A 13,817-nucleotide genomic window follows, 5' to 3' on the forward strand; every position below is an offset into this window, starting at 1 on the left:
GCAGCATCACCTTACAGGCGAGGATTCCCGGCTATCTGCAGGAGCAGACCGCAGCCGACGGCGTCGACGTCCGGCAAGGCGATCTTCTCTACAAGATCTCGCCTGACGACTTCCAGGCGGCGCTCGACCAGGCCAAGGCCCAAGTGCAGCGCGACACGGCGACGCTCGACTATGCCCGCTCGAATCTTGGTCGCGGCACCGAGCTCGCCAAGAGCGGCTACCTCGCCAAGGACGGCTTCGACCAGCGCACCAGCACCTTGCGCGAAGCGCAGGCATCGCTGGCGCTGAACCAGGCGGCGGTCCGCACGGCAGAGCTCAATCTGAGCTACGCTGAAATCCGGGCGCCGTTTGCCGGGCGCCTTGGCCGCAACCAGGCCTCGGTCGGAACGCTGGTCAGCGTCGCCGGCACCGTGCTCAACACGCTGGTGCAGCTCGACCCGATCTACGTCACCTTCAACCCGAGCGAGACGGATCTGACCGAGATCGAGCAAGCCCGTGCGAACGGCCCGATCGAAGTGGATGTCCTGCTCCCCGGCCAGACCGAGGCAAGCCAGAAGGGCGAGCTTACCTTCATCGACAATTCGGTCGACCGCTCGACCGGCACGATCACGGCGCGCGCGACGATCGGCAATGGCAAGTTCACGCTGCTGCCGGGCCAATATGTCCGTGTCCGGCTGCATGTGAGAGAGCAGGCCGATGCGCTGATGGTGCCACAGACGGCGCTGGGCTCAAGCCAGCTCGGCAAATATCTCTATGTCGTCGGCAAGGGCAATACGGTCGACCAGCGGCTGGTTTCGCTCGGACCGACGAGCGGCGATCAGGTCGCCATCCTCAGCGGCGTCGCCGAGGGCGACCAGGTGATTACGGGCAATCTGCAGAAGATCGGCCCCGGAGCGCCCGTATCGCCGATACCGGAAAAGCCGGCCACCTGAACACCCCCGTCAGGATCCGGCTTCAGCGCGGCGCCCCGGCCTTCCCACAGGTCGCGGGCGCCGCTCGACTGAGCAGTTCCACCAGACCGGCAACATCGGCCCGGTCGGCCTTGGCCGGCGGCATGAATGCACAATAGGGGTGCCCGAGGTGCACCGAGACGAGGAGAGCGCAATCAGCCGACCGGCCTCCAGATCGGCGTGCGCCATGACCCGCTGGCCAAGCGCGATGCCCAGGCCGAGCCTTGCCGAGGCGATCGGCGTCGGTGAGCGCGATGCGGTTGCCGCTGCGCACGAACAGCTGCTTGCCGAACCAGGTTTCGAGATTGCGTATCTGCTGGCTGACCGCTGCAGAGGACACGCCGAGTTCAGAGGCGGCCAGAGTGAAGCTGCCGGCACGGGCGGCAACTTCAAAAGTCTTGATCGCATTCAGCGGCGGCAACCGTTCCACAGCGGCTCCATATGACTCGCCAGGGGGAATTTCGAAACGGTCTCAGCAGCGTTGGCCAATCAATTGAGATAGCCTCTTGTTAGATTGTCGACAATCTGCTTGTCTTGCTTTCGGTTTCCTGGGAGTGGCCGAATGGCGAAAGCGGATTTCAGTCCGATCGCGGACACGACGCGACGCGCCGAGATCGTTGCGCTGTTGCGGCGCGCGATCCTGACCGGGCAGCTCGCACCCGGCCAGAAGCTCAACGAACTGCGGATTTCCGAACAGATGCGGGTCAGCCGCGCGCCGCTGCGCGAGGCGATGCGCGAGCTGGTCCAGGAAGGCATCCTGACCAGCATCCCCTATGCCGGCACCTTCGTCATCGAGGTCACAGCCAAGGACATCGACGATGCCTATTCGTTCAACAAGGTGATGGACGAGCTGGCCATCGAGCGGGCGTGGCCGCTGCGTGACCAGCGCTTCTTCGACGAGCTCGATCGGCGCCACGAAGCCGTGAAGCAGGCGACCCGCGCATTGGACACGACACGCCAGATCGAAACCGCGCTGCAACTGCATGGCCTGATCTACGAATGGGCCGACAATTCGGTGCTGCTGGAAACCTGGCAGCGGCTGACCAGCCGGCTGCAGATGTATTTCGCGCTCCACCAGCATGCCCGCAACGAGCCGGTGCCGGCCGAAGACGTTCACGAAACCTATGTGCGGTTGCTGAAGGGCAAGGACATGCGTGCGGCCCAGTGCCATGCCAGGGAGCATATCGATCTCGACTTCGAGGAGTTGCTTGCCTACGCCCGCGGCCTCGAACAACGCCCATCGAGGGGCGCCTGACCCGTTCCCAACACCACAGACAGCGGACAAGACACGTGCAGATCGAGACCATCAAGGCCTACCACGTCATGCAGCCCTTCGTTGACGGGCCATACCGCATGTCGAAGGGGCGCGAGGCCGACGCCTTCGACGCCGTGATCGTGTCCATGACATCAGACAGCGGCATCACCGGCTGGGGCGAGATGGCGCCGCTCGGCAATTTTTACTCGGCCGCCTTCCCCGCCGGCGTTCGCGCCGGCGTGGTCGAGATCGCGCCGCATCTGATCGGCCGCGATCCGCGCGGGCTGGCCAGCATCGGGCGGCTGATGGACACGGTGTTCAAGGGCCATCCCTACATCAAGTCGGCGCTCGACATGGCCTGCTGGGATCTGGCGGCGCGCGCAGCCGACGTGCCGCTGGTCACGCTGCTCGGCGGCAAGGAAAGCGACACCGCGGAACTCTACAAGGTCGTCACGCACGGGAGCGTCGACGCCATGGCCGCGCTGGCCAAGCGCATCGTCAAGGACGGCTTCCACCGGCTGCAGGTCAAGGTCGGCGGCAATGTCCATGACGACATCGAACGCGTCATCGCGGTTGCCTCCTCGGTGCCGAAAGGCACGGTCATCTTCTGCGACGCCAATGCCGGCTGGACTCCCTATCAGGCGCGCCAATTCGCCGATGCCACGCGCGCCATCGACTACACGTTCGAGCAGCCCTGCACCACGATCGATGAAAACATGTCGGTGCGCCGCATGCTCGACAAGCCGATGGTGCTCGACGAATCCGTCACCTCGCTCGAGGCGATGCTGGAAATTCATCGCCTGGGCGCGGCCGACGGGCTGACGCTGAAGATCTCGCGCCTTGGCGGCGTGACGAAGACGCGCCAGATCCGCGACATTGCCGTCGACCTCGGCTTCATGATCACGGTCGAGGACACGGGCGGCGCCGAGATCGACACCGCGGCGATGGCGCATCTGTCGCTGTCGACGCCGGAAGAGCGCCGGCTGCACGCCATCGCCTTCCATGAATGGGTGACGGTGCGCACGGCATCGAACATGCCACCGGTCACCGGCAGCCGCATGGGCATTCCAGACGGGCCGGGTCTCGGCATAGACGTCGTTCCCGATCTGCTCGGCGCGCCGTTCTTCGAGGTCGGGCGCTGAGATGAAAATCCGCAGCATCAAAGCCACGCCGATCAATCTGCGCCTCGAAGCGCCCTATGCCTGGGTGTTCGGCGAACTCGACGGATTTTCACCGACCGTCGTCGAAGTCGAGACCGAGGATGGCCTGGTCGGCCTCGGCGAAGCGCCGACGCCAGCGGCGGCCGCGATCATCAATAATGTCCTGGCGCCGCGGCTGGTCGGGCGCGATGCCTTCGACATCGCCGGCGCCGAGCATGTCTGCCTGCCCTTTTGGACCGGCGTGCAGTCGATCAACGACCGCACGCGCATCATGGCTTTCGGCGCCATCGAGATGGCTTTGTGGGACCTGCGCGGCAAGGCGTGGAACCAGCCGCTCTATCAGTTGCTTGGCGGCGCCGTACGCAAGGATATCCCGTTCACCGACTATTTTTCGCTGCGCGGTGATGGGCCAAATGTGAAGGGCGAGACGACGCCCCAGGAAGTCGCCGACTATTGCGTCGAATTGCACGAGACGCATGGAACGACTTTCTTCGAAGGCAAGTTCTCGACCGAAGATCCGAAAATCTCGCTCAGGATGGTCGAGCTGATCCGCAGAAAACTCGGCGACGATGCGATGATCCGTATCGATTCCAACCAGGCCTATTCGCTCAGCACCGCGCGGCGGCTGGCGCGCCCGCTGGAAGAATTGGGCGTGCGCAACTGGGAGGATCCGGTGGCGACCATCGAGGAGATGCGCGAGTTGCGGCGCCATTGCTCGATCCCGTTCTCGACCCACAACATCGACATTGCGCGCGCCATGGAAACCAAAGTGCCGGACGCCTTCGTCGGCAACCCGACGACGCATGGCGGCATCGGCCGGCTGTTGCGCTTCGTCGGCGCCTGCGAGCATGCCGGGATCGATTTCTGGTGCTACAGCGGCGACAGCGGCATCGGCAGCGCCGCCTATCTGCATCTGTGCGCGGCACTCGGCTGGATCAGGGAGCCGAACCAGTCGCTGTTTCGCATGCTGCCGATGGATGTCACCGAGGAAGGACCGTTTTCGCCGAAAAACAATGTCGTGCGCGTTCCGGAAGGTCCCGGTCTCGGCGTCACCTTGTCGCGCGAAAACCTCGCTGCCTGTCACAGAGACTTTACCGAGAAAGGACCGTGCAACAAGTATCATGACCCGGCAAAGCCCGGAACCTATCGCCGTTTGCCGCTGAACTAGATGACGGCTAGCGGCCAAGACCGACGGCCAGACACGAGAAGCCAACCGCCGCGATTTCGGTCGGGAAGGTTGGACAAAGACGGTGGAAGCCGTGCAGCCACAATCCCGAGCGTCCACGCCACGACTGGATGGACCGGACAAAACCGCATGCTAAAGTTCCGGTAGACAGGCCTCCGGTGCCGGGAAAATGGAGCAATCCACGAAAATTTCGTCAACCATAAGAAATAGGGGAAAGGGTAAAAACCCATGAGCAAGAACCACAGCATTCTCGACCTTATCCGGCGCAATCGCACGCCGCTTGAAAATCACCTGATCGACGGCCTCGTCGACGGCCGTGTCAGCCGCCGCGACTTCGTCCGTCACGGCAGCCTGCTCGGCCTGTCGCTGCCGCTGCTGGGCCGCATAGGCATGGCCGCCGGCCTTGGCGGCATGCCGTCGCTGGCGCGCGCCCAGGGCGCGCCGGGCGCCACCATCCGCGTCGCCAGCAGTGTGCCGGCGGCGACGATCGACCCGGTCAGCATTGCAGACGCCGGCGGCCTGCTGATCATGCAGCAGGTTGCCGAATTCCTTTGCGTCGACGGCCCCGATCTGGTGCTGCAGCCGGCCTTGGCCGAAAGCTGGAAACCGAACGACAACGGCACGGTGTGGACCTTCAAGCTGCGCAAGGGCGTAAAATTCCACAGCGGCGGCGAGATGAAGGCCGACGACGTCGTGGCCAGCATCGACCGCCTTGCCGACCCGGCCAACTCGTCCAATGCGCTGTCGGTGTTCACCGGCATCCTGCAGAAAGGCGCTTCAAAGAAGGTCGACGACTACACGGTGGAATTCCACCTCGATGCGCCGAACGGCAACTTCCCCTACATGCTGTCGTCCGACAACTACAACGCCGTCATCATCCCGGCGAGCTACAAGGGCGACTACGAAAAGAGCTTCGACGGCACCGGGCCGTTCAGAATTGAGAAATACACGGCAAAGGTCGGCGCGTCCTTCGTCCGCAACGAGGACTATTGGGGTCCCAAGGCCTTGCCCGAGCGCACCGAATTCACCTTCTTCACCGACATGCAGCCGCAGATCCTGGCGCTGCAGGGCGGACAGGTCGACATCATCAACCAGATGCCGGTGTTGGCCGGCGTCGCTCTGCTCAACGATCCGAACATCGACATCATCAGCCTGAAGTCGTCGGCCCATCAGCAGCTGCACATGCGCTGCGACGAGGGTCCGTTGAAGGATGCGCGCGTGCGCCGAGCCATTGCGCTCTGCCTCGATCGCGACAAGCTGGCCGCCGGCCTGATGAAGGGACGCTCCGCCCTGGGCAATGACAGCCCGTTCGCCGCCGTCTATCCTTCGACCGATACGAGCGTGCCGCAACGCAAGCAGGATATCGCCCAGGCCAAGCAGCTCATGGAAGCAGCCGGCCTTGGCCAGGGCTTCAAGATAACCCTGACCACCGAACGCTACCTGGAAATCCCCGAATACGCCCAGCTCATCCAGAACTGGGTCAAGGAGATCGGCGTCGAGCTCGACCTCAACATCCTCGACCAGAGCGGCTATTACGGAGACGCGGTGTTCGGCAAGTCGAACTGGCTGGATTCGGTGATGGGCATCACCGACTACGGCCACCGCGGCGTGCCGAACGTCTATCTTGCGGCACCGCTGAAGAGCGAAGGCACCTGGAATGCGGCGCATTTCAAGAACAAGGACTATGACGCGCTGGCGACCAGCTACATCGCAGCACTCGACCTCGAGGCGCAGAAGGCCGACGCCGGCAAGATCCAGAAGCTGTTGCTCGAGGAAACGCCTGTTATTTTCGGCTATTTCTACGACTATCTGACGGCGACGGCGAAGGGCGTGGCCGGCGTACAGCCGACCGCCATGTCGCAGCTGTTCCTCGACAAGGCATCGAAAGCCTGAACTAACTCTTTGTTGGAGCATGACCTTTTCCGAAAACCGGTCCCCACTTTTCGGGATCATGCTCAAAGGGAAAGCCAATCCTCTAACAGCCAGCTCCCGCATGGGGCTGGCTCCACAAGGAGTCTTAGCCATTCTCTCCTTCCTTGCCCGGCGTGTCTCGCTGTCGCTGGTGACGCTGTTCCTGCTCAGCATCATGGTGTTCCTGGGCGGCCAGGTGCTGCCCGGCAATGTCGGGCGCGCCATATTGGGTCCGTTCGCCGACCAGCGCGCGGTCGACGCGCTCAATCACACGCTCGGTGTCGATCGCCCGCTGCTGGCACAGTACTGGGGCTGGATCTCCAATTTCGTCCAGGGCGACATGGGCACGTCCTACATCTTCCGCTCGCCGGTCGCGCCTTTCGTCATCGATGCGCTCGGCAATTCGATGAAGCTGGCGGCGGTCGCCTTCGTGCTGGTGGTACCGATCGGCATCCTCGGCGGCGTCGTCGCCGCGCTCAACCTCAACCGCCCGCTCGACCGCATCATCAGCCTCGGCGGTCTGTCGGTGACGGTGCTGCCGGAATTCGTCACCGGCATCATCCTGATCCTGATCTTTGGTGTCTGGCTGCGCTGGCTGCCGATATCGGCCGCATGGCCGCGCGACGCCGGCTTCTTCACGCAGCTCTACTACCTGATCCTGCCGTCGCTGCCGCTGTTCCTGGTGCTGTTCGGCTACATCGCCCGCATGGCGCGCTCCGGCATGATCGAAGCGCTCGATTCCGACTACACGCGAACGGCCGTGCTGAAGGGCCTGCCCTGGCGCACGGTGATCTGGCGCCATGTGCTGCGCAATGCGCTGCTGCCGACCATCACCGTTATCGCCACGCAGACCGGCTACCTCATCGGCGGCCTTGTCGTCATCGAAACGCTGTTTCGCTACCAGGGCATCGGCTCGCTGATCTTCACTGCCGCGCGCGGCAAGGATTTCCCGATGCTGGAATCCGGCATCCTCACCATCGGCATCGTCTATGCCGTGGCCACTCTTGTCGCCGACTTCCTCTACTCCGTGCTCAATCCGCGCATCCGGCTGGGGTCAGACCAATGAGCACCATCCAGACCACCTCCTCGACACCCGACGACACGCGCCCGCGCGGCCCGCTGGCCGAGGTCTTCTTCTCGCTGCTGCGCTCGCGAACATTCCTTGTCGGTTTCGCCATCGTGCTGTTCTGGGTTGCCTGCGCGCTGTTCGGCGAGCACTTCGCACCCTACGACCCGCTCGCCGACGACATCATCAACGCGCTGGCGCCGCCTTCTTCCGAACACTGGTTCGGCACCGACCAGATCGGCCGCGACGTCTTCTCGCGCGTCATCGTCGGCTCGCGCGACATCCTGACCGTCGCCCCGCTGGCGACCTTGCTGGCGACAGTGGCCGGCACGGCGCTCGGCCTCGTCACCGGCTATTTTCGCGGCCTCGTCGACGATGTCGTCAGCCGAATCCTGGAAGCCTTCATGGCGATCCCGGTGGTCATCGTTGCGTTGCTGGCGATCGTTGCGCTCGGCACCTCGAAGACGACGGTCATCGTCGTCATCGGCTTGAGCTTCGCGCCGATCATCGCGCGCACCGTGCGCTCCGCGGTGCTGGCCGAGCGTGAACTCGACTATGTCGCTGCCGCGCAGCTAAGGCATGAAAGTGCCCTGCATACGATGTTCGTCGAGATCCTGCCCAACGTCATTCCGCCGATCCTGGTCGAAACCACTGTGCGGCTCGGCTATGCCATCTTCGCCGTCGCCACGCTCTCCTTCATGGGTTTCGGCATCCAGCCGCCCTCGCCCGACTGGGGGCTGTCGATCTCCAACAATTACGGCATGATCGGCGGCGGCTTCTGGTGGACGGTGCTGTTCGATGCGCTCGCCATCGCCTCGCTGGTCATCGGCGTCAACCTGGCCGCCGACGGCGTTCACGGAGCGCTCAATGACTAACTCCGCCAAGGCCGAAAACGCACTCGAAGTCACCGATCTTTCGGTTGCCTACCGCGTCGCCGGCCGCAACCGCGCCGTGCTGCGTAACCTCAGCCTCACCATCGGCCAGGGCGAAGCCTATGGCCTGGTCGGCGAATCCGGCTGCGGCAAATCCACCGTGGCGCTTACGGTGGTGCGCTATCTGCCGAGAAACGGTTCTATCACCGGCGGCACGATATCGCTCGACGGCCAGAACGTGATGAAACTCGACGCCGAGGCGCTCAGGCGGGCGCGGGCCGAAAGCGTCTCCATGGTCTATCAGGACCCGGGCAAGGCGCTGAACCCGTCGATCCGCGTCAGCCGTCAGTTGACCGAGATTTTTGAACTCGGCGGCATTTCGGGACAAGCGGCCACCGACCGGGCGATTGCGATGCTGAACCGCGTGCGCATCTCCGACCCCGTCAGCGTCATGCAGCGCTACCCGCACCAGCTTTCCGGCGGCATGCAGCAACGCGTGGCGATTGCCATGGCGCTGGCCAACGATCCCTCGATGCTGATCCTCGACGAGCCGACCACCGGCCTCGATGCGACGGTAGAGGCCGAAGTGCTCGACCTGATCGCACAGCTGCGGCAAGAACTGTCGGCCTCGATCCTGTTTATCAGCCACAACCTCGCCGTCGTCTCCAACATGTGCGACCGCGTCGGCGTGCTCTATGCCGGCATGCTGGTCGAGGAAGGACCGACGGAGGTCGTCTTCAACGACCCGCGCCATCCCTACACCGTAGCCTTGCTGCGCTGCCTGCCGCGCGGGGGCCAGCGCAAGGACCAGGGCCGCCTCGACACCATTCCCGGCTTCCTGCCCGGCATCGGGGTCGACATCAAGGGCTGCGCCTTCGCCGATCGCTGCGCGCTCGCCGACGACCGCTGCCGCAGCGAATTGCCACCACTCTACGATCTGGGCGGCCGGCTGTCGCGCTGCTTTCATCACGACAAGGCGCAGGCGCTGCCGCGCGCGACGCCGAGCGATGTGGCGCCTGTACCAAGGGCGGCGGCAGCGCCGGTGCTGCGCGTCACCGGGCTGAACAAGACCTATGCCAGCCATGGCCATGCACTGCGCGCCGTGAAGGACGTGTCGCTCGACCTGCGGCCTGGCGAAACGCTCGGGCTGGTCGGCGAATCCGGCAGCGGCAAAACGACCTTCGCCAGGCTGCTGCTCGGCCTTGTGCCGCCGGACGCAGGCGGCACGATCGAGCTGGAAGGCAAGGCGCTGGCGCCCAGGCTGGAGAACCGCAGCGACGACCAGATCAAGGCGATGCAGATCGTCTTCCAGAACCCGGACTCCGCACTCAACCGATCGCATTCGATCCGGCATCTGATCGGACGCGCGCTGAAGCGGCTGGCGGGCCTCTCCGGCAAGGCGCTGGAGGCTCGTCTCAACGACCTTATCCGCTCGGTGCGGCTTACGGACCGGCATCTTGCCGTCAAGCCACGCCAGCTGTCCGGCGGCCTGAAGCAGCGCGTCGCCATCGCCCGCGCCTTCGCCGGCGACCCGCGCATCGTCGTCTGCGACGAGCCGACCTCGGCGCTCGACGTCTCGGTGCAGGCGGCCATCCTCAATCTGCTCGCCGACCTGCAGTCGAAGGAAGACGTCAGCTACATCTTCATCTCGCATGATCTGGCCGTGGTGCGTTACCTCTCCGACAAGATCGCCGTGCTCTATCTCGGCCGCATCATGGAGCTCGGACCGTCGGAAGAGGTCTTTTCCGGGCCGCATCATCCCTACACCGAAGCGCTGCTGTCGGCCGTGCCCAAACTCGACCAGACCGAGACGGCGCGCATTCGTCTCGACGGCGAAATCCCGAGCGCCACCAATCCGCCGTCGGGCTGCGTGTTCCACACGCGCTGCCCGCGCAAGATCGGTCCGATCTGCGAACAGCAGGAGCCGCCGCTGAGCGAGGCCCAGCCCGGCCATTCGATCCGCTGCCACATTCCATATGCCGAACTGGCCAGGCTGCAGAGAGCGGCCGTGACCGAGCCGGCATAGCGAGCGTCACCATCACCCGCGTGGCTTGGCCGGTCAGATCTGGCCGGCCATGCTGAGAGCACGGTCGCCTTCCGAAAAGCCCTGCCCTTCGGCCCAGTCTCTGGCCAGCGTGCGCAGGCCTGTGAGCGCGACATCCAGAACATCCGACGAGGCGGGGTTCGAGGGATAGGCGAGGTAGATCGGCCGCTGGAACACCGGCGTATTGTCGATGCGCCGCATCTCGCCGCGCTCGATATGACCGCTGACGGCGCTGAGCGGCAGATAGGCGGCGGCCTGCTGCGACAGGACATGCTGCAGCCCGATGAAGACCAGCCCCGCCGATATGGCCGGCTTGACCATGCCGGCATAGGCGCGGTCGTGCTCGATGCGGAACTCAAGCCCCCAGTCCATCAGGATGTAGTTTTCGGTCCACGGCCTGTTCTGCGCGGCGTGCTGCACCAGCACGACCTGATCGACGGCCAGCGTTTCGTAGACGATGCCGGGATGCGGTCGCGGCAGGTAGAGGATGCAGATGTCGAGCAGGCCTTCCGTCAGCTGGTCGATCGCCGAGTCCGGGAAGCTGCCCTCCAGCCGCAGCGCCACGTTCGGCCGCCTGGCGCGCATCCACTCGACCCATGGCGAGGTGATGCGGTCCCACAGATAGGCAGGCGCGGTCAGCCGCAGCAAGGTCTCGTAGCCATCGGGAACGGCGATGTCCTGCCGCGATTGCTCCCAGGTTCGGGTGATGGAAGAGGCATGTGGCAGGAACTGCCGCCCGGCCGGCGTCAGCGTGACGCCATCGCGGTCGCGCACGAAAAGCCGGCGGCCCAACTGCTCCTCCAGCCCCCTGATCCGTGCGCTGACGGTGGACTGCGCGAGGTTGAGCCGGCTGGCCGCAACGGTGAAGCTGCCATGGGTGGCGACTTCGAGAAAGCTGCGCAGATTTTCAGTGTCCATGCCCACCTCTGCATCGAAAATTTCGATGACCCCTATCAAAAAATATCGCTTTCCGGCGGCAGTCAACAATGAACTAGATGGCCGAACCCCAAGACAAGCGAGGAATCCAGCCATGCCCAAGCATTTCCGGATGATCGACAACGCTCGCAGAACGCTCACTGCAATCGAAAATTCCGCTGTCGACGAATTGCTGGCCGGCAGGATGGACCGCCGCGACTTCCTGCGCCATGGCAGCGTGCTTGGTCTCTCACTGCCGTTCCTGGGCAGCCTTGTCGCGGCCGCCGGCCTCGGCACGCAGCAAGCACGCGCGGAGGGCAAGCCGGGCGGCACGGTGCGCGCCGGCGTGGCGACGCCGGGCGGCGCCATCGATCCCGTCACCTATTATGACAGCGGCAGCTACCAGCTGGTTTTCCAGACCGCCGAATTTCTCTGCATCACGCAGCCGGACCTCACCTTGAAGCCGGTGCTGGCGGAGAGTTGGGCGCCGAACGAGGACGGCAGCGTCTGGACGTTCAAGCTGCGCAAGGGCGTGAAATTCCACAATGGCGAGGATTTCAAGGCCGACGACGTCGTCGCGACCTTCGACCGGCTGGCCGACCCCAACGGCGCTTCCAATGCACTTTCCGTGTTCAAGGGGCTGCTGTCGAAAGGCGGCACCCGGAAGGTCGACGACCACACCGTCGCCTTCCATCTCGATGCGCCGAATGGCAGCTTTCCCTATTCGGTGTCGATCGACAATTACAACGCCGTCATCCTGCCGGCGAGCTACAAGGGCGACTACGAAAAGACGTTCGAAGGAACCGGGCCATTCCGGCTGGAGACCTACACGCCAAAGGTCGGCGCGACCTTCATCCGCAATACCGACTATTGGGGCGAGAAGGCGCTGCCCGACCGGCTCGAATTCAAATTCTACGGCGACGTGCAGCCGCGCATCCTGGCGCTGCAGGCCGGCGAGGTCGACATTCTCGACGCCGTTCCGCTCGATGTAAGCCAGGTGGTGCTGAACAGTCCTGATATCACGGTGCTGCGTGTCGCTTCGACCGCGCACCGGCAGCTTCACATGCGCTGCGACACCGGCCCCTTCACCGACAAGCGCGTGCGCCAGGCGCTGGCGCTGTGCATCGATCGCTCCAAGCTGGTCGACGGGCTGTGCCGCGGCATGGCGGCGACCGGCAATGACAGCCCCTTCGCACCCGCTTTCCCCGCAACCGACAAGACGGTGCCGCAGCGCGTCCAGGATATCGCCAAGGCCAAGCAGTTGCTGGAGGCGGCGGGCCTTGCCAGTGGTTTCGACATCACGCTAACGACGCTGCGCTATTCCGACATTCCCGGCTACGCGCAATTGTTCCAGAATTTCGCCAAGGAAATCGGTGCCCGCATCTCGCTCAACATCGAAGACCAGGACAAATATTACGGCAAGGCGGTGTTCGGCCAGTCGGACTGGCTGGACAGCCCACTTGGCATCACCGACTACGCCCATCGCAGCGTGCCGAACGTCTTCCTGAAGAGCCCGCTGGTCAGCGACGGTCCGTGGAATGCGGCGCATTTCAAGAGCCCGGCCTATGACGGCATGGTCACCAGCTATCTCAAGGCGCTCGATGTCGGCGCGCAACGCGCTGCCGCCTCCGACATCCAGAAACTGCTGCTCGACGAGACGCCTGTCATCTTCAGCTATTTCCCCGATCTGCTGGTGCCGGTGCGCAAGAATGTCAGCGGCTTGCCGCCGATCGCCGCCGGCCTGCTGCTCGATCGCGTGTCCCTGAGCTGATCGTGCCTCAACGCCCGATGACAAAAGAAACAAAACGGGAGACTACCATTCGCAAGCCTCATCTGCGCGGCCGCGGGCCGCATTTTCCCTTGCTCGATACCATCGTGCAGTACGACTTCGAGCCGGGCTACATAGCCTTCACCATGCCGACGCAGAAGCGCCTGCGCGTGCAGGTGGGGTCAATGACCGTGGCCGATACGACCAACGCCTTGGTGTTCTACGAATCCGATCATCTGCCGGTCTACTATTTTCCGATCGGCGACGTTCGCGAGGAGTTCCTGCTGCCGAGCAAGACCACGATAGAGGACCCATTCAAGGGCACAGCCACCCACTATTCGCTCAACACCGGCATCACGCTGGTCGAGGACGCGGCCTGGCGCTATCTCGATCCGGTCAAGGGCTGTCCGCCGATATCGGACTACATGTCGTTCACCTGGAGCAAGATGGGGCACTGGTTCGAGGAGGACGAGGAGATCTTTGTCCACGCCCGCGATCCGTTCCGCCGCGTCGACTGCCTGCCGTCGTCGCGGCGCGTGCAGGTCATCCTCGATGGTGAGCAGGTCGCCGATTCACGCCGCGGCGTGTTCCTGTTCGAGACCGGCCATCCGGTGCGCCACTATCTGCCGATCGCCGACACGCGGCTCGATATGTTCGCGCCCAGCCGCTACATCTCGCGCTGTCCTTACA

12 protein-coding genes are annotated in these 13,817 nt (G+C 64.1%); 10 read left to right on the plus strand and 2 right to left on the minus strand.

The window, feature by feature from the left end; genetic code table 11:
* A partial coding sequence (locus EN932_RS03240; RefSeq protein ID WP_245483250.1) for an efflux RND transporter periplasmic adaptor subunit occupies window positions 1-932 on the plus strand: 932 nt, incomplete at its 5' end.
* Window positions 933-954: 22 nt separating this feature from the next.
* Here EN932_RS03240 and EN932_RS39460 read toward each other — a convergent pair.
* Window positions 955-1,380 carry a LysR family transcriptional regulator gene (locus tag EN932_RS39460; protein WP_281040634.1) on the minus strand — a complete coding sequence of 142 codons (426 nt, stop codon included), beginning with the start codon at window positions 1,378-1,380 and terminating at the stop codon, window positions 955-957.
* Between the two features lie 132 nt (window positions 1,381-1,512).
* On the opposite strand from EN932_RS39460, the gene EN932_RS03250 reads away from it, so the two are divergent.
* The 7 genes from EN932_RS03250 (at window position 1,513) to EN932_RS03280 (ending at window position 10,426) form a co-directional block, all read left to right on the plus strand.
* On the plus strand, window positions 1,513-2,205 hold the full coding sequence (locus EN932_RS03250) for a GntR family transcriptional regulator (RefSeq protein WP_013532877.1): 693 nt from the start codon (window positions 1,513-1,515) through the stop codon (window positions 2,203-2,205).
* A 35-nt stretch (window positions 2,206-2,240) separates the two neighbouring features.
* The gene (locus tag EN932_RS03255; RefSeq protein WP_024502610.1) at window positions 2,241-3,347 is read left to right on the plus strand and encodes a mandelate racemase/muconate lactonizing enzyme family protein; all 1,107 of its coding nucleotides are present in this window, start codon (window positions 2,241-2,243) and stop codon (window positions 3,345-3,347) included.
* Between the two features lies 1 nt (window position 3,348).
* Window positions 3,349-4,533, plus strand: a complete 1,185-nt coding sequence (locus EN932_RS03260) for a mandelate racemase/muconate lactonizing enzyme family protein (RefSeq protein ID WP_127368703.1) — start codon at window positions 3,349-3,351, stop codon at window positions 4,531-4,533.
* 246 nt (window positions 4,534-4,779) lie between these two features.
* Window positions 4,780-6,444 carry an ABC transporter substrate-binding protein gene (locus EN932_RS03265; RefSeq protein ID WP_013532880.1) on the plus strand — a complete coding sequence of 555 codons (1,665 nt, stop codon included), beginning with the start codon at window positions 4,780-4,782 and terminating at the stop codon, window positions 6,442-6,444.
* A 100-nt stretch (window positions 6,445-6,544) separates the two neighbouring features.
* A complete protein-coding gene (locus EN932_RS03270; RefSeq protein ID WP_181172681.1) occupies window positions 6,545-7,528 on the plus strand; it encodes an ABC transporter permease in 984 nt (327 codons plus the stop codon).
* The gene (locus EN932_RS03275; protein WP_027163828.1) at window positions 7,525-8,403 is read left to right on the plus strand and encodes an ABC transporter permease; all 879 of its coding nucleotides are present in this window, start codon (window positions 7,525-7,527) and stop codon (window positions 8,401-8,403) included. Before EN932_RS03270 ends, EN932_RS03275 begins: the two co-directional genes overlap by 4 nt.
* On the plus strand, window positions 8,396-10,426 hold the full coding sequence (locus EN932_RS03280) for an ABC transporter ATP-binding protein (RefSeq protein WP_127368702.1): 2,031 nt from the start codon (window positions 8,396-8,398) through the stop codon (window positions 10,424-10,426). Before EN932_RS03275 ends, EN932_RS03280 begins: the two co-directional genes overlap by 8 nt.
* Before the next feature lie 33 nt (window positions 10,427-10,459).
* Here the strand turns inward: EN932_RS03280 and EN932_RS03285 are convergent, their stop codons facing one another.
* Window positions 10,460-11,362 carry a LysR family transcriptional regulator gene (locus EN932_RS03285; protein WP_127384733.1) on the minus strand — a complete coding sequence of 301 codons (903 nt, stop codon included), beginning with the start codon at window positions 11,360-11,362 and terminating at the stop codon, window positions 10,460-10,462.
* A gap of 112 nt (window positions 11,363-11,474) precedes the next feature.
* On the opposite strand from EN932_RS03285, the gene EN932_RS03290 reads away from it, so the two are divergent.
* Complete coding sequence (locus EN932_RS03290; protein WP_027163831.1) at window positions 11,475-13,130, plus strand: ABC transporter substrate-binding protein; 1,656 nt, start codon at window positions 11,475-11,477, stop codon at window positions 13,128-13,130.
* A partial coding sequence (locus tag EN932_RS03295) for a DUF427 domain-containing protein (protein WP_164890422.1) occupies window positions 13,127-13,817 on the plus strand: 691 nt, incomplete at its 3' end. The genes EN932_RS03290 and EN932_RS03295, both read left to right, overlap by 4 nt.

The organism is Mesorhizobium sp. M7A.F.Ca.US.002.01.1.1 (assembly GCF_004022955.1).
Taxonomy (GTDB): domain Bacteria; phylum Pseudomonadota; class Alphaproteobacteria; order Rhizobiales; family Rhizobiaceae; genus Mesorhizobium; species Mesorhizobium ciceri.